General features: G+C 42.6%; 29 protein-coding genes. 3 read left to right on the forward strand and 26 right to left on the reverse strand.

Annotation, left to right across the window (positions count from 1 at the left end; translation table 11 throughout):
- Window position 1: 1 nt before the first annotated feature.
- The 23 genes from KJS65_RS22395 to KJS65_RS22495 form a co-directional block, all read right to left on the reverse strand.
- Window positions 2-589, reverse strand: coding sequence for an HAD family hydrolase (locus tag KJS65_RS22395; RefSeq protein ID WP_213652068.1), 588 nt, complete (start codon window positions 587-589; stop codon window positions 2-4).
- Between the two features lie 105 nt (window positions 590-694).
- Window positions 695-1,564, reverse strand: coding sequence for a serine hydrolase domain-containing protein (locus KJS65_RS22400; RefSeq protein WP_280531349.1), 870 nt, complete (start codon window positions 1,562-1,564; stop codon window positions 695-697).
- A 70-nt stretch (window positions 1,565-1,634) separates the two neighbouring features.
- Window positions 1,635-2,129 (reverse strand): CHAP domain-containing protein, encoded by a 495-nt coding sequence (locus KJS65_RS22405; protein ID WP_213652070.1) that lies wholly within the window; start codon window positions 2,127-2,129, stop codon window positions 1,635-1,637.
- A gap of 95 nt (window positions 2,130-2,224) precedes the next feature.
- Window positions 2,225-2,791, reverse strand: coding sequence for a chloramphenicol phosphotransferase CPT family protein (locus tag KJS65_RS22410; protein WP_213652071.1), 567 nt, complete (start codon window positions 2,789-2,791; stop codon window positions 2,225-2,227).
- A 467-nt stretch (window positions 2,792-3,258) separates the two neighbouring features.
- On the reverse strand, window positions 3,259-3,759 hold the full coding sequence (locus tag KJS65_RS22415) for a GNAT family N-acetyltransferase (RefSeq protein ID WP_213652072.1): 501 nt from the start codon (window positions 3,757-3,759) through the stop codon (window positions 3,259-3,261).
- 172 nt (window positions 3,760-3,931) lie between these two features.
- Window positions 3,932-4,723, reverse strand: coding sequence for a class I SAM-dependent methyltransferase (locus KJS65_RS22420; RefSeq protein WP_213652073.1), 792 nt, complete (start codon window positions 4,721-4,723; stop codon window positions 3,932-3,934).
- A 21-nt stretch (window positions 4,724-4,744) separates the two neighbouring features.
- Window positions 4,745-5,296, reverse strand: coding sequence for a DinB family protein (locus tag KJS65_RS22425; RefSeq protein WP_213652074.1), 552 nt, complete (start codon window positions 5,294-5,296; stop codon window positions 4,745-4,747).
- Between the two features lie 74 nt (window positions 5,297-5,370).
- Window positions 5,371-5,730 (reverse strand): hypothetical protein, encoded by a 360-nt coding sequence (locus KJS65_RS22430; RefSeq protein WP_213652075.1) that lies wholly within the window; start codon window positions 5,728-5,730, stop codon window positions 5,371-5,373.
- Window positions 5,731-5,904: 174 nt separating this feature from the next.
- Window positions 5,905-7,038 carry a serine hydrolase domain-containing protein gene (locus tag KJS65_RS22435; protein WP_213652076.1) on the reverse strand — a complete coding sequence of 378 codons (1,134 nt, stop codon included), beginning with the start codon at window positions 7,036-7,038 and terminating at the stop codon, window positions 5,905-5,907.
- Between the two features lie 233 nt (window positions 7,039-7,271).
- Window positions 7,272-7,907 carry a histidine phosphatase family protein gene (locus tag KJS65_RS22440; protein ID WP_213652077.1) on the reverse strand — a complete coding sequence of 212 codons (636 nt, stop codon included), beginning with the start codon at window positions 7,905-7,907 and terminating at the stop codon, window positions 7,272-7,274.
- Between the two features lie 285 nt (window positions 7,908-8,192).
- Entirely contained in the window at window positions 8,193-8,510 is a 318-nt protein-coding gene (locus tag KJS65_RS22445) for a GNAT family N-acetyltransferase (protein WP_244864724.1), read from the reverse strand.
- Window positions 8,507-8,629 carry a hypothetical protein gene (locus KJS65_RS30120; RefSeq protein ID WP_280531350.1) on the reverse strand — a complete coding sequence of 41 codons (123 nt, stop codon included), beginning with the start codon at window positions 8,627-8,629 and terminating at the stop codon, window positions 8,507-8,509. Before KJS65_RS30120 ends, KJS65_RS22445 begins: the two co-directional genes overlap by 4 nt.
- Window positions 8,630-8,903: 274 nt before the next feature.
- A complete protein-coding gene (locus KJS65_RS22450; protein WP_213652078.1) occupies window positions 8,904-9,437 on the reverse strand; it encodes a GNAT family N-acetyltransferase in 534 nt (177 codons plus the stop codon).
- 224 nt (window positions 9,438-9,661) lie between these two features.
- Window positions 9,662-10,375 (reverse strand): ferritin-like domain-containing protein, encoded by a 714-nt coding sequence (locus tag KJS65_RS22455; RefSeq protein WP_213652079.1) that lies wholly within the window; start codon window positions 10,373-10,375, stop codon window positions 9,662-9,664.
- A 295-nt stretch (window positions 10,376-10,670) separates the two neighbouring features.
- Complete coding sequence (locus KJS65_RS22460; RefSeq protein WP_213652080.1) at window positions 10,671-11,150, reverse strand: hypothetical protein; 480 nt, start codon at window positions 11,148-11,150, stop codon at window positions 10,671-10,673.
- A 210-nt stretch (window positions 11,151-11,360) separates the two neighbouring features.
- Window positions 11,361-11,456: a putative holin-like toxin gene (locus KJS65_RS29970; protein ID WP_244864726.1), complete on the reverse strand. Its 96-nt coding sequence runs from the start codon at window positions 11,454-11,456 to the stop codon at window positions 11,361-11,363.
- A 257-nt stretch (window positions 11,457-11,713) separates the two neighbouring features.
- Complete coding sequence (locus KJS65_RS22465; protein WP_213652081.1) at window positions 11,714-12,166, reverse strand: VOC family protein; 453 nt, start codon at window positions 12,164-12,166, stop codon at window positions 11,714-11,716.
- Window positions 12,167-12,371: 205 nt separating this feature from the next.
- Window positions 12,372-12,917 (reverse strand): GrpB family protein, encoded by a 546-nt coding sequence (locus tag KJS65_RS22470; protein ID WP_213652082.1) that lies wholly within the window; start codon window positions 12,915-12,917, stop codon window positions 12,372-12,374.
- A gap of 69 nt (window positions 12,918-12,986) precedes the next feature.
- Window positions 12,987-13,478, reverse strand: a complete 492-nt coding sequence (locus KJS65_RS22475) for a DUF2199 domain-containing protein (RefSeq protein WP_213652083.1) — start codon at window positions 13,476-13,478, stop codon at window positions 12,987-12,989.
- Window positions 13,479-13,660: 182 nt separating this feature from the next.
- On the reverse strand, window positions 13,661-14,308 hold the full coding sequence (locus KJS65_RS22480; protein ID WP_213652084.1) for a nucleoside/nucleotide kinase family protein: 648 nt from the start codon (window positions 14,306-14,308) through the stop codon (window positions 13,661-13,663).
- Window positions 14,309-14,408: 100 nt separating this feature from the next.
- Window positions 14,409-15,944, reverse strand: a complete 1,536-nt coding sequence (locus KJS65_RS22485; RefSeq protein ID WP_213652085.1) for a copper amine oxidase N-terminal domain-containing protein — start codon at window positions 15,942-15,944, stop codon at window positions 14,409-14,411.
- A 262-nt stretch (window positions 15,945-16,206) separates the two neighbouring features.
- Window positions 16,207-16,722, reverse strand: coding sequence for a GNAT family N-acetyltransferase (locus KJS65_RS22490; RefSeq protein ID WP_213652086.1), 516 nt, complete (start codon window positions 16,720-16,722; stop codon window positions 16,207-16,209).
- 78 nt (window positions 16,723-16,800) lie between these two features.
- Window positions 16,801-17,646, reverse strand: coding sequence for an SDR family oxidoreductase (locus KJS65_RS22495; RefSeq protein ID WP_213652087.1), 846 nt, complete (start codon window positions 17,644-17,646; stop codon window positions 16,801-16,803).
- A gap of 216 nt (window positions 17,647-17,862) precedes the next feature.
- Between KJS65_RS22495 and KJS65_RS22500 the strand changes: the two genes are divergently transcribed.
- The 3 genes from KJS65_RS22500 (at window position 17,863) to KJS65_RS22510 (ending at window position 20,444) form a co-directional block, all read left to right on the forward strand.
- Window positions 17,863-18,306, forward strand: coding sequence for a DUF2231 domain-containing protein (locus KJS65_RS22500; RefSeq protein ID WP_213652088.1), 444 nt, complete (start codon window positions 17,863-17,865; stop codon window positions 18,304-18,306).
- 217 nt (window positions 18,307-18,523) lie between these two features.
- Window positions 18,524-19,258, forward strand: coding sequence for an MBL fold metallo-hydrolase (locus tag KJS65_RS22505; protein ID WP_213652089.1), 735 nt, complete (start codon window positions 18,524-18,526; stop codon window positions 19,256-19,258).
- Between the two features lie 94 nt (window positions 19,259-19,352).
- Window positions 19,353-20,444, forward strand: a complete 1,092-nt coding sequence (locus tag KJS65_RS22510) for a M24 family metallopeptidase (RefSeq protein ID WP_213652090.1) — start codon at window positions 19,353-19,355, stop codon at window positions 20,442-20,444.
- 107 nt (window positions 20,445-20,551) lie between these two features.
- On the opposite strand, the gene KJS65_RS22515 is transcribed toward KJS65_RS22510, so the two are convergent.
- From KJS65_RS22515 to KJS65_RS22525, 3 genes are all read right to left on the reverse strand, one after another.
- The gene (locus KJS65_RS22515; RefSeq protein ID WP_213652091.1) at window positions 20,552-21,253 is read right to left on the reverse strand and encodes a queuosine precursor transporter; all 702 of its coding nucleotides are present in this window, start codon (window positions 21,251-21,253) and stop codon (window positions 20,552-20,554) included.
- Window positions 21,254-21,497: 244 nt separating this feature from the next.
- Entirely contained in the window at window positions 21,498-22,892 is a 1,395-nt protein-coding gene (locus KJS65_RS22520; protein ID WP_213652092.1) for an L-cystine transporter, read from the reverse strand.
- A gap of 395 nt (window positions 22,893-23,287) precedes the next feature.
- Window positions 23,288-24,880, reverse strand: a complete 1,593-nt coding sequence (locus tag KJS65_RS22525; RefSeq protein ID WP_244864728.1) for a cobyric acid synthase — start codon at window positions 24,878-24,880, stop codon at window positions 23,288-23,290.
- Window positions 24,881-24,888 lie beyond the last annotated feature (8 nt).

Consider the following 24,888-nt stretch of genomic DNA (forward strand, 5'->3'; position numbering starts at 1 on the left):
TTTAATTTTGCAATAATTTCGGTTCTATATCTTTAATCCAATGGTTATTATCGTCTGCAAGTAATGTCTCCCACCCAAGACTTATTGCCGGCTTTAAGTTCTTTTCCTGATCATCCACATACAAAACCCGTTCATTAAATTCAAAATGCGATGCAACCATTTCATAGATCTGGATATCCGGTTTGCATAACCCTACCTGGTTTGAAATAGTTATACTTTTTGTGTGCTTTTCAAGAACTGTTAAAATCGGCTCTAGCCACTCTCTACAATGATTACTTAAAAGATGAATGTCGGCTATTCGGCTCCATTGTTCAAGATATTGAACTGAAGGCAATGGTTCTAGGGTTTTAATCAGAATCTCTCTCGCTTTATCTGTGTTAATTCCAGGATAACGATTAACCAACCATACCCATAACTGCTCTTCCTTAAGATTACCAGTCCATAGATTCCTTCTTATTTCATTAAACTGTTCTTTTATTACTTGCAAAGTAACACCTGAAACTGCAACAAGTTCTTTCCAAAATACAGATGATATATTATTCACTAATACACCCGCTATGTCCAAAACTAGCTGTGGCCTATTTTCCATGAAGTCATCTCCTGCGTTTTAATATGTATTTTACGGTTCTATCGTATAACGTTCTTGTATCTCCGAACCCGAAAAGCTCGTGTATGCGCTGGTTGGCTTCTCTCATTATGCTTGAAGGCAGCTATAGAATATTTTATTAAAAGAAATCTGATCTTCAGCGTAGTTTTCTGTATATCTATTTAACATTCGAACTCCTACCGCATTAAACTCGGGCACAATGACACAGTGACAACCTGCTGCACCTGATGCATAATAGCACTGATCCTGATAGTACCATCCAAAAATACGCTTCTTATCTTCGGTATCCATTCGTAATTCTTCAATGAGCTTAAAAACATCAATTGGTACTAACTGACTATGATTTATTAAACCTCTATTTAGATGTAGGTCCCCCCACTGTGCCAGGTCTCTCGCACTTGAGTACAGATTTCTTTCATGACCTTCATTTGACTCAATTCTAACGGATGCATAACCGTCTGCAGCTTGAAAATCACAAACTAATTTTTCTTTAGGCACCGAAATCCATTCCGTATCAGTTAACTTCATTGGTTTAAATATTCGTTCTGTAATCAGTTCAGCAATATTATATCCTGTAAGCTCTTTAATGAGATCACATGCTACTTCCTCACGTTCAATACGATTTGATCCAAAATATTTAGCTCCTGATTTTGTTGCTAGATCTCTTATTGTGGTATCGCCCAACTCGTATTCAGGCGTTTTTCTGAGAACATCAGAAATTTTACTGTCAACAGACAATTTGCTTTCCACAACAGCAATTGCTGTAGCGAGTCCGACATACGTCTTCCTTAGTGAATACAAGTTAAACATAGAATCAGTTGTTATGACGAGAGATCCATTCTTAAAATGATGTTTTCCTGAATACCATTCTGTTACTATTTTGTTGTCTTGAATTATCACAATAGACGCAGCTGAAGACCCAAACTTCTCTTTGGCTTCTTCTGTATATGAAATCAAAGGTGAAAATTAGTTATCAGTTAATGCTGTCATGATTTCGACCTCCAAGGGAATATGCTTTTAACATTCATTAATACTTATCATCGATTCTTATATATCCATTTATTTGATCTTTTGTCCTTTCAAAAATTCCTGACTTATTATAAAAGTTTCCTTCTGCCGTAATGATCTTATTCTGTTCAGTTCTCAACACCACTCCGATATGATCATTTGGGCCATTCCCCAAAATGTTATCAAATATGATAAGATCCCCTTTTTCTGGTACAAACAGCAAATCACTTATAGGATAATAAAAATCAAATAACTGTCCCCATTCTAACCAAGCTTCTACCCATGCAAAATTACGTGAAACTGGCTCTTGATATCGAATAGGTAACTTTACACCTGCCTCATTACAACAATGATATACAAATGCAGCACACCAATCGAAACCGATTTTTGGGTTCTCTCTTGGAAAACGGTTAATTATTGGTTCCAAATCCGGACCATATTTATCTTCATTTCCTATTAACGGTCTTGAAGCTAACCCTTCAGCTATCTCAGCTAGAATTTCTCTTCTGCTCACCAGTCTTCCCTCCTTGGCTTTTGTCACTGTAATAATCGAGATGCAACCCACGAAGCGTGAAAATATTGTTATACGAGGTCATCTTGAGGAGACTCTCAAATTTTCTCTTTATTTCTTTCATACAATCTTTTAAACGCACTGGGGTTGTTTATCGGTAATATATTTTTCATAATCAATTCAGCACATTCTTCAATTGTATTTTCAAATGTGTTTACTTCTAAGTCATATGTTCCATGTTCATGAATTCTTTCAGATTGCCATTTAGCCTGACCAATATCTCTATCGCCTCTATCTCTTTCTCGGCGTTCCAATTCATGTATTGGACAATTGACCCGAACAAAAATTACTGGATAATTTGATAGAAGCGTCACACATTCCTCAAGCCACCCCTTCTCTTCGGGAATGTCTAAAATAACATGGTCTACAATTACATTAAGCCCAGCATCACTGAAAGTTTTTATACTGTTGTGCATCGCTGAAGCACACTCTCTAAGAGTGTCCCAATAGTTGTTTTCCAGATCTTTCTCTGGAGCCATATTTTCATACACATCTAACGATAAATGAAAATACAAATCTTTATTTCTTTCTTGCAGCTTTTTGGTTAGGCTTGTCTTTCCTGAACTAGATGTTCCGTTCAAGAAAATAATTTGTCCTTTATTCATTTATCTCTTCCTTTCCGTGTTTTAAATTTGCATTGGGATGTCGTATATTTCACGACGCCATCCACTTAGGGACGAAGTCGCCTGGCGCGATGCTTAGTCAATGCGGATGTGTCCGACTGATCCCGCTTCCCTACTGCCAATTACCTCTCCGAAACTACATTAGACACCAGGTTATAACTTTAATTTTGGATGTAGCTAAAAAAATCAATTCTGCTCAATTCCATTCCTTTTGAGGATATTGGAACATGCCTATCCATGATTCCCAAAATTTCACAAACAATAGTTTCTGGGTGATTGATTTCTTTTATTCGATATTCATTGGGAAGCTTTTTTCTTGTTTCTTTTCTTTATCATTTCATTGATCTTAATAGATGTTTTCCAATCGCAATAACCATTTCCATTACTTCTATGAAGTATTCTCTGTTTTATTATTTCGGTGAAGGGCCTTACCTTCAAACTACTTCCAACTATAACTCAATCCAATACTTGCATATTCCTTCATGGACTCTTTCAAGATTACCACCGTTACTTTCAATGACTCTTCTAGATCTTAGATTGGTTTCATCACAGGTTATAAGAAGTTCATCAATTCCAATATTCTTTGCAGATTTTTTTAGTTCAGATAAAAAAAGCTTACCATATCCCTTTCCTCTTTCACTTGGTCTGACTATATATCCAACATGTCCTCCATACTCAAGTAATTTATTATTAAGTTTATGTCTTAATTTACCGTATGCGACGGGTCTATCATTAATATACATCCAATATATTGTCTGTGGAACGTAACCATCAGGTAGATTTATTCCTTTAGATATTTCAATCATTCTAGGCAAACTAGCTTTGAATTGTTCATAATCATGATTTGGGAAATTTGTAGTATATCCATTCTCCCCTAGACCAATTTCTTCAATCATTTCAAAAATAGATTGATCATCTGACTCCGATAAAGCCTTTACTTGTATCTTCATGTGTCACCATCCTCACTAAAAATTTTGATACGGTTTTCGTCTAATGGTTTGACCGCAGCGCGGTTGCTGGGTTGGTCGGCTATCTTTACTTCCCGGAAATCCCCCTCCCGCGATGCGTGCTGATGCCCATCCTCTCTCGAGCTAGCTCATTCTTGGGGCCTCTTCAGTAATCTTAAAGTTTTCTTGCTTTGATCACGAAGGTTACAGGAAACATCTTCGCTCTTTTTACCAAATCATTATTTTCATCATATAAATGTATGATTTCATCGTCGGTTTCTTCCACCATTTGTTCAATAACAAACCCTGCTTTCGCCAACGCATTGATATAAGTGGATAGTTTACGATCAGATAAAGTTAGCTCGCCTTGACAAAACTCAGGAGATACCGAATACCAAGAGTCATCAAAATAACGCTTGTTAAAAACAAATCTATTATTCTCTTCAATAACACATCTATGTATAGGATGAGACCAACTGAAAATAAAAATGCCGTCTTTTTTTAAATAAGAAGCGATCCTACGGAATGTACCTTCAAGGTCGGTTGTCCAGCCTATTGCGTAAATCGAATATACAAAGTCGAAATAATCCACGGGTATGTTACATTCTTCCTCCATGGGAGAATAGATCAATTTTGCTGAAAGACCGCACGCCGTCAAATGCTGCTTTGCCTTTTCAATTTGATTTTCTGATATATCCATTCCCCATAGTTCAGATGCTTTTCGCTCCCCCTGATATTGCAAGGACTGACCATTACCACAGCCTATCTCCAACATCTTTTTTCCAGAGACATCGCCAAAAAGTTGGCATTTTTCTTCTGAGACAAAAGCTCCATACAAAGGAAGTACGATGGCTCTTAAAAATTCATTCCCTTTGGTATCCCAATAGAAGCTATTTGTTTCATAAACGCTCTGCTTGTTGATCTTGATGACCTCCTCTAAATTTTGTTCCAGGGCCGAAGGCAACATGGTTGAAGCATGAGTATAGAGTTATAAATTGTCAGCGTCCCTTTGAAATACATAAACATACTCCTTATACCACTTTCTATTCTGATTCATATGAGCTTGATGATATCGACTATGGTCCGCGATATGCCATATTCCCCAACGAAGGGTTGCTTGCTTTTCATTTCCATGTCCAAATGTCACTACTTTATCAAGATCAGAATCCGTTAGTTGTGTACATGTATCTTCCAACATATTCATTACAACTTCGTAGTTTGCCAAAAGTGTGGTTATCGATTTCCCCTGAATCATTGGAAGCTTGTTATTCTCATCTAACATGGGACCATATTGCTCGATTAAAGCATTGGAAAGTGGTTCTCCCATAAGCCTGTAAACCCAGTTCAGGTCAACATACGTGAGATGTTTGATTAACTGCGCTGTACTATTAAAGTTGCTATTTGGACCCTTATAATCTGCTTCTTCTTGCGACATCCCTTCGGTTATCAGTTTTAATCGCTGGTTGTTTTCTTTGACAGCTGAAAATAACATGCCTACAATGGGTGACATCTTTGCCTCACCTTTTAAATCGTAAAGCATACTGGAACCCTCCGTGTAAGTTAGAATCATCCGATAAGGTTTAGTTGTTGATGTTAGATCTAGAAATAAATAAATTAATTATGCTTTTTCATAAGAAATTGATTAAGTTTATCTAGGTTATCCGTTCGAAATAATTCTTTTTCTGTATCGAAAACGATGTACTCTGGTAAATCCTTTATGTTAAACATTTGTAATTCTTCATCACTTGGAGTTCCAGTCTCATAATACCCTGTTATCTTTTCAATATTTTGGTCAAACACTTGTTGAAATTCAAGAAATTGTTTGGCAGTGGTTCCAAATGCTGCAACGTAATATTTCCCTTCTACGTTAGAATACATAAAAGATGGTTTAGATAAAGGAAGAGTTTCAACTTTACCAGCGTTACAGCCTGAAAGAATAATGATGACTGCCATAATTAAAAAAATTACTTTCATGGGGTTCCTCCTAAAGGCGCATTGCATTTCTTCAATTTTACTCTGCATAACTTTACCTCTAAATAACGACTCGAGCCGGCCTTAGGTTACTCCTATCTTAAGCAGGCTCGTGTGTAGTCTGAACCATATTCCATAATTATACATTAGGCAACCAAGGGCGTCAGCCACAAGCGCTTACTCTTCGGAACTGAGCAGATCCTGCAAAACTTCGATCATACTCCCGAACGAGGCTCCTTCTAAATTGCTGAGCATGATAACTGCTGTCCCCTGTGACATGTCTCGCCAAATCATAGAGGAGAAACCATTGATTGCCCCACCATGAGTATATACCGTCCGTTTTTGATCAGGTATCCCCCATCCCATTGCATACTTTGCAAAATTCGGCGTTCGCATCGCTTCCCAAGAAGCATCACCGATGATCTTTCCAGTCTCAAGCCCCTGAATCCACTTATAAAGATCCTCAACGGTGGAGTAGACTCCACCGGCAGCATAAGCAACAGTCACATCTATTGGATCTGCTTGCACCAATTCATCATCTATATTTCTAAAGTAACCGACGGCAACATTTGAGCTGAAATTACTTTTATCTAGATAGCCTGTTCGTTCCATACCAAGAGGCTTGAATATGTGTTTGTTCAAATAATCACCATAAGATTCACCGCTGACCTTTTCTATTATGGCTCCCAGGAGAACATAGCCCGAGTTGCTGTAGGCGAACTGACTGCCTGGCTCAAACTCAAGCGGCTTGTCCATGAATTTGGCTACGAGATCGTCAACGCTCACGGGTATGTCCATGGTAGTTATAAAATCCGTAAACCCGGTATAATCGGGAATTCCGGATGTGTGGGTTAACAACTGATAGAGGGTTACTTTATCATTCGGATAATCCTTCTTGTAGGTCTGTACGGGATCATCGATGTTGAGCTTACCGGATTCTTGCAATTGTAAGATAGCTGCAGCGGTAAATGCTTTGGTGAGGGAGCCGATTTGATAGATTGTATCTGGTCCGTTCGGTTGTTTGCTCAGGTTATCGGCTATGCCGTATCCCTTGGCGGTTTGAATTTTATTATCCTTGACGAGCATTACGGATCCTGAAAATTTCATGTTGGTCATAAACTGATCAAGCTTTTGTTCCATATTATCGTTTTGTTCAACTGGGCTAGCTTGTGATAGCCTGTTTTGCTCACTATTGTTGTTTTGTGTAGTTAAGCTTTCTTGAGGTAGCGATGTATTCGCATTTTTTTCTGAACATGACGCAATTACAAAAACTAAGCTGAAGATAACCATGAGTTTGAAATAATAAGGCAAGCTTATTCCCCCAATCTTTTTCAACTAACGTTCACGGCAATTAACTCGTAGTTCCATTCCTAAACGTGTTGGGGCCTTCTTTAATATACAAACAACAATAAGTGAGTTCTTTCGCAACTTGCCGCGATCGGTTAGCCTGTGTGGAAGTGTCCGGCTTATTCTAGCTCCGTACCAGACGGGGCGAATGACCGATGCGTGAATATGCTGTTATGCAAAGACTCTGGCTTCCTCGATTAATTTTCAATTACTCCTCCCCTATAGTGGCTCATATCGCCATGTAGAATGATTGAATGGTTATCTTCATTAATTTCTATCTGACATAAACAGGTTGGATGAATATATGGTGGTTCCCAAATACTTTTTAAATCACGTTGTTCAAAATAAGCCATCAATAATTTAATAACCACAGTATGAGTAACTACTAAAATAGACTCACCTTGATTCTTACTCATAATTTCATGAAGCTTATTTACCGCCCGCTCATATACCTGTTGAAACGTCTCGCTTTCTTCGACTTGAAATGCTTCTGGATCACTCCAAAAATAATTAAACTGAAGGGCATTACTGCTCTTTGCTTCTTCCTGAGTAATACCTTCCCATATCCCAAGATTTATCTCCTTAAACGCGTCATATCGTTCAATAGGTATCTCTCGTTGACCTCTAATTATTTCTGCAGTATTAATTGCTCTTAGACTTGTGCTTGAGTAAATTTGATCTATTTTATGATCTTGGAGAGATTCTCCGAGCCATGTTGCTTGCCTAACTCCAAGTTCTGTTAGTGGCGAATCATTATGCCCTTGAAAACGTTTCTGAATGTTCCATTCTGTTTGTCCATGTCTTGTTATATAAATTGTTGTGATATCCTTCATATAAGTCCCGTTCTCCTTTATATAGATTTTAAAGGGCTTTCCCATAACGTTTTTGTATTCACGAGGTCCAACCGTCTTAAGGCTTCGCAGGAGCCTGCCGCGATGCGCTTAGTTAGTACGGATGTGTCCTGAGGCAATCCCTTCTCCGATTCCCCCCTCTGGAACCGAGCCAGTCTATCTGTTGAAGCGTGAGCTCATTGTTATATGATGTCAGTGCCCTCTTCGAAGTCTAACAAGATTCGGCTGATCGTACCCGTTAACACATTGAGAAAGTATAATTGCTTTTTAACTGACTTTTTTAGTAAAACAGTACGATAATTTATCATAACCTTTGGACTCATAAAATTCATGCGCATTTGTTCGTTGAAATCCACAATTTAATATAAGGTAAGAGAGTTCTTTCTCTGATGCATAACTTTCTGCATGGTTAAGAAGTCTAGCTCCAATCCCTTTTTGTTGAAAACCTTTTTGTACAACAAGACCATTAATTTTCAAGTATCCTACTTCGTATTCCAATGCCATTGTTTGTACCATCGTAATACAACCTACTACCTTGTTTTCAAACAATGCAACGAATGTTTTGTAATTTTCATCTTTATTCAATCTTCAAACCGTTCATATATATTTTCAGCAGTGACAGTATGACTACCTAGGTCATTATTCCATAACAATACTACGTCAGGATAATCAGTTTCTTGAATTTCACGAATTTCAATATCCATATGCCACCTCCGATAATATGAATAATCCTTACTTCGTCAGAAATCCAACGAACTTTTAATGAAACCTACCATTAAACTACACATTAGTTAAAACAAGTAGAATTAAATGCTTTTGTTTTTTCTGTTCATTGTGCTGAGCTTAAGGAAGCAATGCAACCGGGTCCGACGAACTTAGCCACGCAGGGTTACCTGCTTGGAGTTACTTCTTCAAAATGCCTCGAACTGACCAAGGGGAAAACGCCCAGCAGTGTCGATTCTGGTGGTTTCTTCAATTTCATTTCACTTGCTTTGCCATTAATATATCTGGTTTACCAATCCCGTTTGCATCTGGGATAATTCCAATAATGATGAATCCCAATTTCAGATAAAAATTAATTGGATGAGCTTCACTATAGAAATTCTCGATAAACGAAGGAAGCTCACTGTATAGGTTTTGGTTAGAAACATTAGTTTGATTGTTTTCATCATCCGAACCAAGTAATATTGTTACTCCACCACGTTGTGCAACTTGCTTCTCAAAATCATTAACAAGCATTTTCCCAAAACCATTTCTTCTATATGCTTTATTAATTACTAGAGGATGTATTTCCCAAACATTTCCGTTGTACTGGCTTTGACCACCAATCCATCCAATGACAACACCCTTATCATTCATTAATACACGACTTATTCTATTTTCTTGTAGTGATTCAATAACTTCATTAATTGCCAATTCCAATGTGCCCCAAGCTTCAAAACTTTCATGTAATAGAGTTGCTGTTTGATTAATTTTATTTTTATCATCTTTCAAAAGATCAATAATTTTCATATGTACTACTCTCCCCTTATTATGTTAATAAACTGCACCAGTTTCATATATCGTTATTGTATTTCACGACGTCTCACCGACTTAATGCTGCCAGGAGCCGGCTCGGTGCGGTTAGGTTCACAGAGTTGTCCGTCTGGATCAGCTTCCTCGAAAATGCTCGGGCAGACATGAGGGCTGACTGTTTAGACACCTGGATATGGTGTTTTATTTTACGTAAATCTATACTATGAATTAGCTATAAGCTCCTTCGTTAAGTTAAACTCATAACGACATTCATAATAATAACTTTTGAGTTTATAGCCCCCTGCTTTAAATACAGGCTTATGTTGATACCACACTATGATTAACGTTCCTTCAAATAGGCATCTACGAAGGATATATACTATTCTGTTAAAGAAAGCACTTCTATTTTGAGAAAGTTTATGAAGTGTTTCAGATTGAAACTGAACATGTTTCCCCTCGTCGCACAAAATCTGATCGCATAAATCTATTAATACTTTTGACTTTGTAGATTTTTGCAAGGCTTTATAGTATATCTTCGCGATGATTTCAGCAGTTACTAGAACTATAATTGATTGTTCTAAACTCGCATTTCGACGAAATCTTCTAAATATATTATCTACCCAATGTTTACGAAGGGGAGGAATCCCTTGCGCCCTCATAAATCTACCAAGATCTCTAGCATGCCTCTGTTCTTCTTTTATAAATTCTATAAGTGCTAAATAGTAATCCTCATCTTTTGTCTTTTGTACATATTCTTGTGCGCGTTTAATTAGATGTTTACCTTCAGAATTCTCTCCTAATTGAAACTGTTGAATCGATTTTATTACTGTTTCTCTTTCTTTTGTTGTTAATTTGTAGTTGTCATCCCAATGAATATATTTGAGGTTTTGATTATTACTTGCAAAGTATTGTACCCATTTCGAAGTGTTTTTCATTGTTTTCTCCTAAAATGTATTAGGTTTATGTCATATAACGTATCCGTATTTCTGAACCCGAGAGACTTAAAGAAGTGTATGCGACTGGGTCCGATGGACTTAGCCTCGCAGGGTTGTCTGCCTGAATCCACTTCATCGAAAGCCCTCGGACAGACCAAGGAGCGTCAACGGCGCAGCTGGAATACTGTGTTAACTGAAGTCAACGACCTCTTCGAAGTACCCCAGAAAGTGTCTTTCAACTTAGTTCTCTGAATTGCCTTCAAAACATCGTTCTTCAATCTGTATCCTCCAAAGTTTACTCAACTTTTTTTATCGCTTTTAAATGCTGAATATGTACTCCGATATGTCCTATACCAAGTATGATACCAAATGCAATCAGCCAAATAACTTCCCCATAAATGCCCAATAATAAAAAAGCCATAACAGGCAGACTCGCAAGAGGTACAGGAATCCCATAAAAACTACGATATAATTTTCCCTTTGTATGCTCATTAGTAAAATATCTAATCCAACAAATTTCATAAAAAATCATTAGTAAAAATGATGATATTAGCCACAAACTCCAAGCTGAAAACGTTGCAATGTTAAAATCATTAAAAATTAACACACTACCTGTACAGCCTACTTGTCCAACTCGTTCAAACCATATTAATACTTTATTTTCATGAGTTTTTTCACTATCAATTGGTTGACTCTTACTCCAAATGATATTTGGAATAAATAACATCAATAAATAAATCAGACCTACATATGAGAAGCCTAAATGTCCTAACATATAATATCTCCTCAACATATTACTAATTTTTATATTGTCACTTTTCATTTTATTTCACGTTTTGATACATTTTTTTCTTTGTGTTATTATATACGTAATAAAGACCAAGTGCTGCGAACACTTGGCCAGTACAATTGGCTTGGATGGTTTATTTCCTTCTAAGTCGCATAGGAACAAAACCCACCTCTGGCCTCAACCTTTGGGTGGGTTTTACTTTCTCTTGTTGTTATGATTAATGTATGTTAAAAGAACAAGAATGAACGTTCCAAAGAAGAACATGATCGTTAATGCATCTTTCATTTCCATGGCTTCACCTCCTTTCGAAGGAAAACCACGCCCACCCAAGATTCAACTGTAGTTATATTTTACCTTTATTCACATCTGCGTACAAGCGTTCTCAATTTTGTTTTTGTAATATATATCTTGCATCTATTTCATATAACGTTCCCATATTCACGACGCGAGCCGGAACCTTAAATAGCTCCTATCTTAGGTTGGCTCGTGTGTCGTCTGAGTTATCTCCCATGATTATAAGTAAATGCTTTTTATAAATCGTCACCTACTTATTTGTTACCGAGTTGTTCCGCCAAACCGATTAGAAGTCCTTCGATTCCTCGAATGTAGCAGAGCCTATACGAGTCCTCATACTGAACCACTTCGCCAACGAGCTGCGCACCATACTTAGTGAGTCTGGATACCATTTCGTCAATGTCTTGAACTGTAAACATGACGCGTAGATAACCGAGGGAGTTTACAGGAGCAGTCCGGTGATCTGATATAGTAGGTGGGGTCAGAAATTTCGAAAGCTCAAGTCGGCTGTGCCCATCTGGGGTAACCATCATAGCAATCTCTACGCACTGAGAACCTAGTCCGGTTACACGGCCAGCCCATTCACCTTCGACAGTAGCTCGACCTTCGAGCTTCAAGCCAATTTCCTCGAAGAAAGAGATTGCGTCTTCAAGGGATTCTACAACGATGCCGACATTGTCCATTCTTAGTAATTTGTTTTTTATCATCGTTTTATCTCCTCGTGTACAAATTTTACTACCTGATCATCTTCATTATTTTCCAAAGAATTATTATTAAATCTAAAACAAATGCTTTGTAACAATTGTTGACAACAATAAGAAGTCATAGTATTGGAAAATGTGAAATTGGGTTATAGCGTGAAGCTGGAACATATTGTTATCAGATGTCTTCGTCTCGTCTACCTGAAATATATTAGAAATCATCTTTAAATTCATTCATTACCCTCGTAACAAATTCTGTCTTCCCATCGGTATAAGCTTTGCGATTGTTTGTAAACTTATTGGAAAGTTCTCTCTTCAAATTCGCATACTCTGATACTAAAGAAGGATGCTTTCTTAATATTTCTCGAAATGTTATATGTCTTTTTAATTCTTCACTTTCTTTATTGCATACGTATAGATGATGTTCGTACTTCTCATTACCATCACTACCGTAAGGTACATATGCGTCCGTTCTTGCAAATGCTTCTCTGTTCTTAATTCCCAAATCACCTTCATGTACATATCCAAGTTCCTCAAGCTTTTTGATTACCCCTGGCAGGTACTCCATAGATTCAATTACTACATCAACATCAATGATTGGCTTGGCTGCAAGACTCGGGACCGATGTACTTCCAACATGTTCAATTCGTAATGCTAAACCATTAAGATTATTTGATAAAATTGATTCTATTACATTGAATGCTAGTGGCCATTCTTCATTGTATTCTTCAATAATTACTGGTTTTTGATTCTTCATTCAAATTCTCCTTGAAATTATTCACAAAGATAACGTTCTTGTATTCATGAAGCCGAGAGGCTTAAGGCACTAGTACTGACTATGATTTATTAAATGAGCAATTTCTTTAACTCTCTCCATTGTAATTCCTTCTCTTTGTTCAACCGCAAGTGGATGATTCGTTTGTTCTAATTCTATTAACGGGACAGCACCAACTTCTTGCGTATGTACCATTGTCTTTAACGATAATGTGGTTAATGGATATATTGAAAGTTCAGTCGAGAGCCATCCAAAATAAGGTTTTTCATGCTCCCTTCCTTCAACGTGCAATAATTCATTAGATTTCAAAAAATTCTCTTCACTAAGAGTAACCCAAACACTCCATATAAATTTCTCTTTATTATCAATTATTGGTATTTCAATATGTCCTCTAATAAAAAAATGTTGTTCATCAATTACACAAAAATCTCTAATTAATTCTGTTCTTTTCTCCTCTGGTACAGTGTAAAAATAATAGGGTGCTTCAATTCCGTAACATAAAGGAAGTTCATTGAATTCGTTGTTACAGTGGGGACATTTCATATTTTCTGCTCCTTATCATTTTCGCCGATTTCTTATAACGTTCCCGTATTCACTACGCTTGGCGAATGCCAAGTGTGTCCGGTTGCTTCCCGCTTCCGAATTCCCTCTGCCGGACCAAGGGCCTTATTGCCCGAAACGTGAATATTGCGATAGCTGAAGCACACTCCTTCCTGATTATACCATTAAACTCCTTTCTTCCTTCTAATCAATTCAGATATCTCTAAGACGATATCATCAATATTTCTATTTGCATTTATAATTAAATTTGAGTTAGCTTTTACTCTCTTTCCGATATCAATATACATGTCCTTGACTCCCTGATATAGGTAATCAAATAAAAAATGATCCAGCAAGTTTATTAAAACTTCTGAATCATTTCTTAAATATTGAATTAAATCATGTATCCTTCTACCAAGAGCTATTTCAGGCTCAATATCCAGGTAAATTACAAAATCAATTAGATGCTTCAATTCCTGTCGTTCTCTTCCAAATGGTTCTTCAACGATTATCAACGGGCTAGGCATTATGATCTGTACTTCTCCTTCCGTATGAATTATTCCGTATTCTTCCGCCCAACCATTTCTTTTAACTAATTCAATTGGTTGACCACTTATTAATTTTATTAGGTGGTTGTAAAGTAATGGAGTCGTAATATCATTGGGATCTCCTCCGTCTCTTAACCACGAGGCTAAATCATTTGGAAAATCCTTTCGTGATGCATAGTCATCAAAAAAAAGAGCTGCGCAATTAAATGTCCTTGATAAACGTGACACTACCGTACTTTTACCTGCTCCGGAGTAGCCGCTTACTGCAATAACCATGGTTTTCATTTAATAATCATCTCCTAAATAAAAATATGAGTCAGGACTCCATTGAAGAGTCCTGACTCATTTGCATTCATAATTCTTTCGGAAACATCGCGCTTCCTATTTAGTTTCTTTCAATCGTTACGATTTGCTCTTTCGCATCCCAATATCCTTGCGCACCAAGCGCTTTGGTAATGAAACGCATAGGTACGTAGGCGTATCCGTCAATATTTTGCACCGGCTGCGTCAGTGTTTCGCTTACTCCGTCGATGGACGCCTGCTTCGAACCTATTTTCAGAACGATTTTGGAACCCGTCAGGTCATCGGTCAGCGTCATTTGCTTCGTTGCCTGATCCCACAGCAGCTGGGCATCGAGCTCATCGGCTACATATTTCACCGGTACCATCATGATATTGTTCACGATTACCGGCTCATATCCGGCGTCATACAGCATGCTAGGATCTTCGTCTGTATACATTGTGAAGGACTTGCGGGTAATGTTCATATCATCCTTCAGCAAAAGATACAGGTCGGACTGACGATCCAGATGGCGCAGTACCTCGCCTGGTGTTGCATCAATCGGATTCACATCCCAGATTCCCTTCGAGCTGTCCACCGCATGAATGGTAACCGGCTCGTTGACTTTCCAGGTTTCCGATTCGGAATGAACCTTGACCTGTTTGATCGGCAGATCCTCACTAGCTGGAAGCTGCACGGTCAGATCCATGTTTTGCTTACGGATATTCAGTTTGCTATCGAGCAAGAAATCGAGAGAAAGCACGGTATTTTTACCCAGAATCTCGCTAAGCTCTGGCGTTTCTCCGAGCAGCTCATCTACATTCTTGTCGTAATCGGGAAGCAGCTCATCCAGCATGCCCATCAGCTCATCTACTGCATCATTAATGTTTTTCTCTTTCTCTGCAGCGTCTGGTGTAGCTGATGCTTCTTCCGGAGCTCCGGCATAAGCTTCAAAAATCGGATAATACGTGTCATACAAGCGGCTGATCAGCTGCTTCACGCCTTCTTTATCCTTGGATAGGCTCGTCAGGAAGCCTTTGGCCAAGCCCACAAGCTCATCTCCGCGGATGTCGATATGCAGCTTTTGCAGGGAGAGCGACTCTCCGTTCACTTTATCGGTTACGGGTGTAACTGAAATGGATGATGGGTTCGGCGTATGCTTGAGCAGGAATCCAAACACATCCTTGTACGTTTGAATCAGGCTTTCATTCGTCATATTTGGACCCACCAAACCAAGATCCAAGTTTTCGAGCTCAAGCGGAACGGACACGGGCTGCGTCATGCCAGCAACCGACAGAGTCAACGCCTTCTTGTCCATAGACAGATGGAATGGAAGCTTCTTGCCCTTAAACTGAACCGTTCCTTCCATCGACGCATTATTGGTATCCTGCATGATGGCCTGATCGATCGTCACGGAAAAAGAATTAAACATCTCGATGGCCTTCCGGTCCTCTTCCTTCAAATTACCGTCTGCGGGAACCAGCTGCAGGGACAGGGTCTGCTTGGACATGGATGACTTAACATCCAGCGTGCCGAGAGCTGCCTTACTCACATCCACGCCGCCAACAGCCTGACAGCCCGCGAGCAGCACCAAAAGCAGGGACAGCGCCGCGGCCAGTCCCAGTTTGAATCGCTTCATCATTATATTCCTCCTTATGTATTCATGATTAGTTCTACTACAATAGCTCACCCCGGAATTATTCCGATTAAATATAGTATGCCAGCGCCTGTCTGTTCATGTAAATACATTTTTTCATGAATTTGGTATCTTCTATCTCCAAACTTCATTCCCTATGTAAAAAGCCAACCCTTGCGCGACCTGCTGCAGACCGCCTTGAGTTGGCTTTATCTCGTTCCATATCCGTATGATTTAAACTATTGCCAGAGTCTTCGCCTAAAATCTCTTATGCCGAAGCCTCTACCTTTTTGCCCACGATAACGAGATCGCGCTCCATTCCATCCAGCTCAGCCACGCCCGGCAGGAAGCCCCAATCCTCAAAACCGTACTTCCGCAGCAGCCTTAAACTTGGATCATTGTGACCAAAGACAAAGCCGACCAAACGCTTAATTCCAAGACTCGGGCAGGCTTCAAAAGCCTTTTCCAGCAAAATACCGCCCACGCCCTTGCCACGGCAGGCTTCAGACACATAAATGCTGATTTCAGCTGTCCCGTTATAGGCAGCGCGTCCGTAAAAAGATTGAAAGCTCAACCAGGCTAACGTCTCTCCCTCCGACTTCATAACCCACAGCGGACGGTGATGGCTGTTATGCTCTTCAAACCAGCGCTGGCGGCTCTCCACAGTCACTGGGTCCAGATCCGCGGTTACCACTCGCCCGGCGACAGTCGTGTTATAAATGTCAACGATGGCGGGCAGATCTGCGGCCTGTGCATTTTCGATCGTATAGTTGTCCAGTTTCATGATGTATTCATTCCTCCTGCGGTATCCGATTGGTTTGTTTTTATTTTATAGGAAGAATGCCGGATGCGCTATCTGGAATCACGCTTCATTAAGTCCCACCTGCTCGCAGCTCCATTCCCACAGCCGCTTGGCATCCTCTTTGCTTTCTGCTTTGGACGAAAGTTTCTGCGGCTTCCTCTTGTAAAAATACTGCCCGCTGACCTTCGCAAGCTCCGATGCCGAAGCCAGATACACCGCCGTGTCTGCTCCCTGCTCAGGGGACAAAAAGAACGGCTTCAGCATCGCCAGTACCGTTTTGCCAAAACCGGTGTCGCGGTTCACCCCGATTTGTGTGCCTACAGCCCCCGGATGAACGCAGTTCGCGGTTACATTCGTGCCTGTTAGGCGCGAAGCCAACTCCTTCGTGAACAGAATATTCGCCAGTTTGGACTGTGCATACGCTTTGGCCGGATTGAATCCACGCTTCAGGAATAGATCGTCGAAGTGGATTTTTCCAGCCTTATAGGCACCGGAAGCCACCGTCACCACTCTTCCTTGACTGGAAGCCCGCAAAGTATCAAGCAGCAGATTCGTCAGCAGAAAATGGCCCAGATGATTCACACCCAGATCCATTTCGAAACCGTCAGCCGTCTCCTGGCGTTTGATCATAACCACACCAGCATTGTTGAGCAGCACATCCAGTTTTTCATACCGGTCTGTAAAAGCCGCTGCAAACGCCCGAATGCTGGACAACCTGCCTAAATCGCAAAGCATTAGATGAATCCGTTCCGAGCCGCTTTGCCGGATGGCCTCTGCCAGAGCGGCCTGTCCCCGTTGTTCACTGCGGCACACCATCACGACTTCTGCTCCCTGCTTGGCAAGCGCTACCGTAGAAGCCAGCCCCATGCCCGAATTCGCTCCGGTCACTAACACAACCTTATCCATCGGTTTTCCTCCTGTCCAGAATTTTGCATATGTTATGCCGGCATCCCTATGATCATGATACGGTCCATAGTTATTCTTAATTGTAATTAAACATTACAGAGTCCGGAAATCAATCGTTTTATTTCCATGTCCAGCTTCATGTTTTCTCAGCGAATTTTAATCTCCTCCCATTATGATAGCTTTGACTAAGCCTATTTGATATGAGGAGGAAACCGAATGAGTACGCCGCTGCATCCCCTGATCGTCCATTTTCCAATCGCGTTATTATTTCTGGCAGCTATTGTACAGATCCTTGCCCTATGGCGACCACGGCTGTTTGACTGGCCTGCAAACGCCCTGTTGGGGCTGGGATTCATCAGCGGTATCGCAGCCTATATGACGGGTGATGGCGGAGAAGATTATGCCAAGACCGTATTCGGTGCAACTGGAGCCATGATTCACAAACACGAAAATATCGCTTTCTTTACCCTCGTGGTCTTTGGAGTCCTGCTTGCTATAAAAGTGCTGGTTCGGCTGCCTTGGATAAAGAAACATTTTGCAGCAGGGATTCGCTGGATTGCACCACTACTGCTGATCATTTCCTTAGCCGGGCTTATACTCATTTATTATACCGGTCATTATGGTGGAGAGATCGTCTATCACAGCAGCATTGGACAATAGGACATGTTTAAGAACGCTAAATCCCGCAGGGCATGATTCACGCGGCATTAGAACCCTATTTCCGACGAGCTCAAACGTTGCCCCACCTCATTTGTACACTAAACACCTGTCTGCATTAAATGCACACCGGTGTTTTTTTATTTTTCCAGTCCGCAGCATTATAATAAGAAGGAACTTAATCCCAAAGGAGGTGCACCGGATTATCATCCGGAAATATATGAAACTTGGACAACGAATCGCTTCTATAGAATTGTTTGCGCAGCCTGGCTCTGCCGAGCCTGCATATCAGCCTGTACTGCTGTGGGATGAGAACGGGGCAACGCTGGTGGACACCGGCAATATCGGACAAATGGACCAAATCACGAAAGCCGTGCAGGATATCGGACTTCAGCTTTCGGATATCAAACGGATTATTGTGACGCATCAGGATATTGACCATATCGGCAATCTGGCCGCATTAACGGCGGCATACCCGGACATCGAGGTCTGGGCGCATGCCGACGATATTCCCTACATCACCGGAGAGAAGCGTATGATTAAAATGACAGATGAAAGGCTCTCTCAAATGCCTGAAGCTGCCCGGACAGCGCTTCACTCTTTTTTTAACCAGCTGCCTTCCATTCGCATCAACCGCGTAATCAAGGACGGCGAAATGCTTGAAATTCATGGGGGAATGCGCGTCATCCATACGCCAGGGCATACACCCGGTCACATCTGCCTGTACCTGCCCCAGGAAAAGCTGCTGCTGGCTGCGGACGAACTTCGTGTCGTTGACGGCGAGCTGGTCGGTCCGGCGGAAGCTTTTACACCAGATATGCAAGAAGCCGTACGGAGCCTGCATAAACTAACGGATCTGCCGCTGGAAAAAGTGTTCTGCTACCACGGCGGTTTATATGTTCATGAAACCTCCGCGCGCATTGCCGAGCTCATTCACATTCTTGAACAGGCTTAAGATAAACTTTTAAATGACATTCAGGCTCACAGAGCTGGAGTGCTATAATACATGTATGAACGAGAGACCCTTGCTGAGAAAGGAAGACCTGAATATGAGTATCCGTATGGAACAATTGGAACAATCCATAAATGAAAAGGGACTGGACAGCCTGCTCGTTACCGATCCCAAGCATGTGTATTATTTAACCGGATTTGCGAGCAATCCGCATGAACGTTTTCTCGGCCTGCTGCTGATCCGCGGCGAAGAGCCGCTTCTGATCGTGCCCGCACTGGACGCCGAGGCTGCCGCGGCCGCATCCAGCGTACAAAAGATCGTAACCCACAGCGATACGGATAATCCGTACCTGCTGCTGCAGCAGCAGTTTAAGGGAAGCATCGGGACCCTCGGCATTGAAAAAGAGCAGCTGACCGTGGCGCGTTATGAGGAGCTCGTGGAATCTGTACCGGCTAAGCAGTACGCCGATATCGGACCGCTGCTCCGCAGCATGCGTGTCAATAAATCTCCGGAAGAGATCAAACGCATGAAGCATGCGATGGAGCTCATCGAGGAAGTGCTGCGTCAAGGGCTGAAAAGCGTAAAGGTAGGCGTAACCGAAATTGAAATCGTGGCCGAGCTGGAATATTTAATGAAGAAACTCGGTGCGCAGGGTCCCTCCTTCGATACGATGGTATTGTCCGGACCTAAAACCGCGCTGCCGCACGGCACGCCGGGTGACCGCAAGATCCAGCATGGTGATCTGCTGATGTTCGACATGGGGGTATATGCGGATGGCTATGCCTCCGATATCACCCGCACCTTTGCGGTGGGTGAGATTTCACCTGAACAGAAGAACATTTACAACGCCGTACTGGAAGCCAATCTGCAGGGTATTCAGGCCATCAAGCCTGGCGTAACGCTTGCCTCGGTCGACCAAGCAGCCCGAGCTGCCATCGAAAAAGCCGGCTATGGCCCTTATTTCCTTCACCGCCTGGGTCATGGACTCGGCATGGACGTGCATGAATATCCTTCCGTTCACGGCAACAATACCGACCTGGTTCAGCCGGGCATGGTATTTACCGTCGAGCCGGGGGTCTATGTGGCGGGACTTGGCGGCGTACGGATCGAGGACGATATTTTCGTAACGGAAAACGGTGTCGAGGTGTTGACCTCCTACCCGAAAGATCTGATACCCCTCGAAGGCTGATGGTCGTATTGACTGCCTAAACCATCAAAAAACCGGAAGCTTCATCCCGTACGGGGATGCTGCCTCCGGTTTTTTATTTCAATCTTATGATGAATGAATCAAAGCATCTATTCCTTATCCTCATCGGCAAATTTGAAGTCGCGTGCAATGTATAGGAACGGTGTACCTACAGCCGTGAGCACGAATTTGATAATATACGTCGTCACGAAAACTTCCATCCAGATGGTCAAAGTAAAACCTTCTCTTCCCGCAAAAGCGATGAGGCAAAAAATGAGCGTATCCACCAGCGAGCTGATCATCGTACTGCCGTTGTTTCGGATCCAGAACTGATTACGTTTGCCGTAGAACTTTCGGATCCAGGTGTACAGCTTCACATCCAGGAACTGACTGACAAAATATGCGGTCAGACTTCCCAGCGCAAGCCGCGGCATCAGGCCGAATATATTCTGCAATGCCTTCTGAATCTCATCATCACTTCCGCCCAGCGGCGAGAAGTAAAGAGCCATTTGCATGAGCACCGTGGTCATGATCAGTGTAAAAAAACCGAACCAGACTGCCTTCTGCGCTTCCTTCCTGCCGTATTTCTCGTTCAGCAGGTCGCTTGTCATATACAGGCTGACATACATCGTATTGCCGAGTGTCATGGCGATGCCGAAAATATCAATGGTTTTGGTTACCTGAATGTTAGCAACAACGGTCGCCACCCCGATCCAGGCATACAACCCCTTTTTGCCGAACAGACGGTAACACAGCAAATACAGTGAAAAATTCACGAGTACGTAAACGATACCCCATAGTAAATTGAACATGATGACTTCCTCCTAGTTTTGATTACGCGGGATGGTTACGAACCGCGGTGTCCAAGACAGGCCTTTGCCGCTTGAAAAACATGATCTAATGTAACATAATCTCTTTCCTGTGGCTACGATTTTTTTCGTAATTACATATATTCCAATTAATAAGCTGCTGAACAGGAAAAGAGCCCCGGCGTCCTGCCGGGGCTCTGCTTACTATCTTTTATGGAAGAAAGCTTCCTGTCTTATTCAATTCTTCTTAGGCTTGAACGGCATTATCCAGATCCACATTGTTATTGAAGACATCATGGTCGTTTTCTTTCAAAACCTTACTGGATACAAGCCCTGCCACCATCGAGTCGTTGACGTTCAGCGCCGTACGGCCCATATCGATCAGCGGTTCAACCGAGATCAGGAGACCGGCAAGTGCTACCGGAAGGTTCATCGTAGATAGTACGATCAGGGAAGCGAATGTCGCCCCGCCGCCTACACCGGCTACTCCGAAGGAACTGATAACCACGATCAGGATCAGCTTCACGATAAAGCCCCAGCTCAGTGGATCAATACCAACCGTTGGTGCGATCATGCAGGCAAGCATAGCCGGATAAATACCCGCGCAGCCGTTCTGTCCGATCGTAGCGCCGAAGGTAGCTGACAAGTTGGCAATCCCTTCGGATACGCCAAGCTTCTTCGTTTGCGTCTCCACGTTCAGCGGGATCGTTGCCGCACTGGAACGGGAAGTGAACGCAAAGGTCAGAGTAGGGAATACTTTTCTCACATATTGGATCGGATTGAATCCGAAGAGAGCAATGATAATCAAATGAATGATAAACATAACAATCAAGGCAACGTACGATGCACCCACGAATTTGATCAGCTTCAGGATCTCATCGACATTGGTGGTCGCCACCGTCTTCGTGATCAAGGCCAGGATACCGTATGGCGTCAGCCTCAACACGAGCGTAACGATCCTGAGCACAACGGCGTAGACCGCTTCGACCAATTTACGGAAGGTTGCAGCCTGTTCAGGTTTCTTGCGGTCAATGCCAAGTACGGCAACGCCAATGAATGCGGAGAAAATAACGACAGCCAGCGTGGAAGAACGACGCGCACCTGTCATATCCGCAAACGGATTGGTCGGCACAAATTCCAGAATCTGCTGCGGAATCGTTTTGTCCTGAACATCACCGAGCTTCTGCTCCAGCTTTTGTCCTTGCTGTGTTTCACGGTCGCCCGCTTTGATATCAATGGCTTTCAGGTTAAAGCTGATGCTGGTCGCGATACTGACTGCAGCAGCGATGGCTACAGTAATCAGCAGTACGGCGATAATCGATGCACTCATTTTGCCGAGATTCTGTCTGCCCTTCAAGTTCATGATCGCGGAAATGATCGAAACCATAATCAGTGGAATAACCACCATTTGCAGCAGGCCGACATAACCGTAGCCCGCCAAGTTGAACCAGTCCGTTGACTTGGTAATGACGGCGGAATCAACGCCGAAGATCAACTGCAAAATAACGCCAAACACGACGCCGAGTCCAAGTCCGGCAAAAACGCGTTTCGTGAACGATACATGCTTTTTCTGCATCCAGAGCAGCAAACCGATGAGAGCCAGCATGACGATCACATTGACAATAACCCATAATGTATTCATGTTCTTTTTTGCACCCCTTTATTGTAAGGCTTGTGCAGATCATCCAGCCGCAGCCGATCGGATGTCCGCATGACCTGATTTAAAATTATGTTGCCGGAAGTGAGTTTAATCCTTGGAAATAGTCAAGCTTCACATGTCGGTTGTGAAACTGTCTTTCCAGAAAAGCTTCCGCTACACGCGGATTGTCTTGTGAAAATATGTCGAAATAAGTTTTTTTTCATATTAGCATAATTCATACTATTTGGATAGGATTAATTTTATGAGTATATTTTTGGAATAAAATTGAATAACAAACGAAAAACCCATACATTCCGAATCTAAAAAAAGAAGCCATCCCTTGAATCACTTCTGGATGGCTTCTATTCACTTTGTACCCGTTTTTATGAAATTATAACCTATTCAATGCGCATTTCGAGCAGCTTATAAATTTCTTCCAACCGTAGATGCTGCCGTACGGATGCTGCCACACGGTCAAATTCCTTCTCCTTCAGCTCTTTGACCGAGAAGGTGCTTTCTTCCTGAGGCATTCCTTTGGCCTCCCGAATAGCATTAAGCCAGCCTCTGCGGAACTCATCATTATGAAAAACACCATGTAAATACGTTCCCCATACACGCCCGTCTTCTGCTCCGCAGCCCTCCGCCTTGAGCTCGCCGCCAGCCTCCTGAATCTGAAACAACGAAGATACGCTAGCTCCCGCATCATCAAGTACTTTCGTACTTCCCATATGAATCTCATAGCCTTCTACAGGCACAGAAATGCTGCGATCCAAGCCTTCCAGACTTAACGGAGACTCCGTCAACAGTGTACCGCTGACGCGGACCGTTCTCTTCTCCTCGGCAAAAATCGTCGTGAGCGGGAGGTACCCAAGGCCCTCAACTTCCTCCGTATCAGAGCTCTCGAGTCCATGAGGATCACTGAGCCTTCGGCCAAGCATCTGGTATCCGCCGCAAATACCGATCAGCTGGGTTCCGCCGGTCTGCATCGTATGCGCGATCGCTGTCTCGAACCCTTGATTCCTGATGTACGCAAGATCTCCGATCGTACTTTTTGTACCGGGTAAAATGATCACATCCGGATTCCCAAGCTCTGCCGATCTGCTCACGAAACGTACAGAAACACCTGGCTCCTCCAGCAGCGGATCCACATCCGTAAAGTTCGAGATACGCGGGCTACGGATTACGGCAATATCGATAACATCGGATTCTGCCGTTTGTCCAATCCCTGTCCGGTTGTCCAAAACCACGGAGTCCTCCGCTTCGAGGCGGATATCATGGATGTACGGCAGTACACCCAGAACCGGAATGCCTGTCCGCTGCTCAAGCCAGTCCAGCCCCGGCTGCAGCAGTGACAAATCCCCGCGGAATTTATTGATAATGAATCCCTTCACTCGCTCACGCTCATGCGGCTCCAGAAGCTCTAGGGTGCCTACCAGAAAAGCGAATACGCCGCCGCGGTCGATGTCCGCCACCAGCACAACGGGTGCATCCGCCCAGCCGGCCAGATTCATGTTGACGATATCCCTGTCCTTCAGGTTGATTTCCGCGGGACTTCCCGCGCCTTCCATCACGACAATATCGTATTCGGAGCGAAGCCGTTCGAGCGCTGCCATCACCGTATCCTTGGCTGTTGGAAGATACTTGCTGCGGTAATCCGCTGCACTCATATTCGCCAGAGGACGCCCGTGAACCACGATCTGGGAATGCATATCATGCGTTGGCTTGATCAGGATGGGGTTCATATCGGTGGTTGCTTCAATTCCGCAAGCTTCCGCCTGCATGCCCTGAGCACGTCCTATCTCTTTACCGTCAGCCGTGACATAGGAATTCAGCGCCATATTTTGTGATTTGAAGGGAGCCGTCCGGAAGCCGTCCTGCATGAAGATACGGCAAAGCGCGGCTGTAATGACGCTTTTGCCTACATCCGAGGCCGTTCCCTGAAGCATCAGCACAGCCGCGCTTCCGGCGCCCCTATGTTCTGTCTTTTTCATGATGGCTG

Source organism: Paenibacillus sp. J23TS9 (genome assembly GCF_018403225.1).
In the GTDB taxonomy this organism is placed as follows: Bacteria; Bacillota; Bacilli; order Paenibacillales; family Paenibacillaceae; genus Paenibacillus_AQ.

Excerpts from the sequence above, each read along its gene's own strand:
- KJS65_RS22465 (WP_213652081.1), bottom strand. The coding sequence starts at position 12,166 with ATGATAAAAAACAAATTACTAAGAATGGACAATGTCGGCATCGTTGTA.
- KJS65_RS22520 (WP_213652092.1), bottom strand. The coding sequence starts at position 22,892 with ATGAATACATTATGGGTTATTGTCAATGTGATCGTCATGCTGGCTCTC.
- KJS65_RS22410 (WP_213652071.1), bottom strand. The coding sequence starts at position 2,791 with ATGAATAAAGGACAAATTATTTTCTTGAACGGAACATCTAGTTCAGGA.
- KJS65_RS22420 (WP_213652073.1), bottom strand. The coding sequence starts at position 4,723 with ATGTTGCCTTCGGCCCTGGAACAAAATTTAGAGGAGGTCATCAAGATC.
- KJS65_RS22460 (WP_213652080.1), bottom strand. The coding sequence starts at position 11,150 with ATGTTAGGACATTTAGGCTTCTCATATGTAGGTCTGATTTATTTATTG.
- KJS65_RS22500 (WP_213652088.1), top strand. The coding sequence starts at position 17,863 with ATGAGTACGCCGCTGCATCCCCTGATCGTCCATTTTCCAATCGCGTTA.
- KJS65_RS22455 (WP_213652079.1), bottom strand. The coding sequence starts at position 10,375 with ATGAAAAACACTTCGAAATGGGTACAATACTTTGCAAGTAATAATCAA.
- KJS65_RS22510 (WP_213652090.1), top strand. The coding sequence starts at position 19,353 with ATGAGTATCCGTATGGAACAATTGGAACAATCCATAAATGAAAAGGGA.
- KJS65_RS29970 (WP_244864726.1), bottom strand. The coding sequence starts at position 11,456 with ATGGAAATGAAAGATGCATTAACGATCATGTTCTTCTTTGGAACGTTC.
- KJS65_RS22495 (WP_213652087.1), bottom strand. The coding sequence starts at position 17,646 with ATGGATAAGGTTGTGTTAGTGACCGGAGCGAATTCGGGCATGGGGCTG.
- KJS65_RS22505 (WP_213652089.1), top strand. The coding sequence starts at position 18,524 with ATGAAACTTGGACAACGAATCGCTTCTATAGAATTGTTTGCGCAGCCT.
- KJS65_RS22395 (WP_213652068.1), bottom strand. The coding sequence starts at position 589 with ATGGAAAATAGGCCACAGCTAGTTTTGGACATAGCGGGTGTATTAGTG.
- KJS65_RS30120 (WP_280531350.1), bottom strand. The coding sequence starts at position 8,629 with ATGGATATTGAAATTCGTGAAATTCAAGAAACTGATTATCCTGACGTA.
- KJS65_RS22450 (WP_213652078.1), bottom strand. The coding sequence starts at position 9,437 with ATGAAAATTATTGATCTTTTGAAAGATGATAAAAATAAAATTAATCAA.
- KJS65_RS22515 (WP_213652091.1), bottom strand. The coding sequence starts at position 21,253 with ATGTTCAATTTACTATGGGGTATCGTTTACGTACTCGTGAATTTTTCA.
- KJS65_RS22525 (WP_244864728.1), bottom strand. The coding sequence starts at position 24,880 with ATGAAAAAGACAGAACATAGGGGCGCCGGAAGCGCGGCTGTGCTGATG.
- KJS65_RS22430 (WP_213652075.1), bottom strand. The coding sequence starts at position 5,730 with ATGAAAGTAATTTTTTTAATTATGGCAGTCATCATTATTCTTTCAGGC.
- KJS65_RS22415 (WP_213652072.1), bottom strand. The coding sequence starts at position 3,759 with ATGAAGATACAAGTAAAGGCTTTATCGGAGTCAGATGATCAATCTATT.
- KJS65_RS22440 (WP_213652077.1), bottom strand. The coding sequence starts at position 7,907 with ATGAAGGATATCACAACAATTTATATAACAAGACATGGACAAACAGAA.
- KJS65_RS22470 (WP_213652082.1), bottom strand. The coding sequence starts at position 12,917 with ATGAAGAATCAAAAACCAGTAATTATTGAAGAATACAATGAAGAATGG.
- KJS65_RS22480 (WP_213652084.1), bottom strand. The coding sequence starts at position 14,308 with ATGAAAACCATGGTTATTGCAGTAAGCGGCTACTCCGGAGCAGGTAAA.
- KJS65_RS22490 (WP_213652086.1), bottom strand. The coding sequence starts at position 16,722 with ATGAAACTGGACAACTATACGATCGAAAATGCACAGGCCGCAGATCTG.
- KJS65_RS22425 (WP_213652074.1), bottom strand. The coding sequence starts at position 5,296 with ATGCTTTACGATTTAAAAGGTGAGGCAAAGATGTCACCCATTGTAGGC.
- KJS65_RS22485 (WP_213652085.1), bottom strand. The coding sequence starts at position 15,944 with ATGATGAAGCGATTCAAACTGGGACTGGCCGCGGCGCTGTCCCTGCTT.
- KJS65_RS22475 (WP_213652083.1), bottom strand. The coding sequence starts at position 13,478 with ATGAAATGTCCCCACTGTAACAACGAATTCAATGAACTTCCTTTATGT.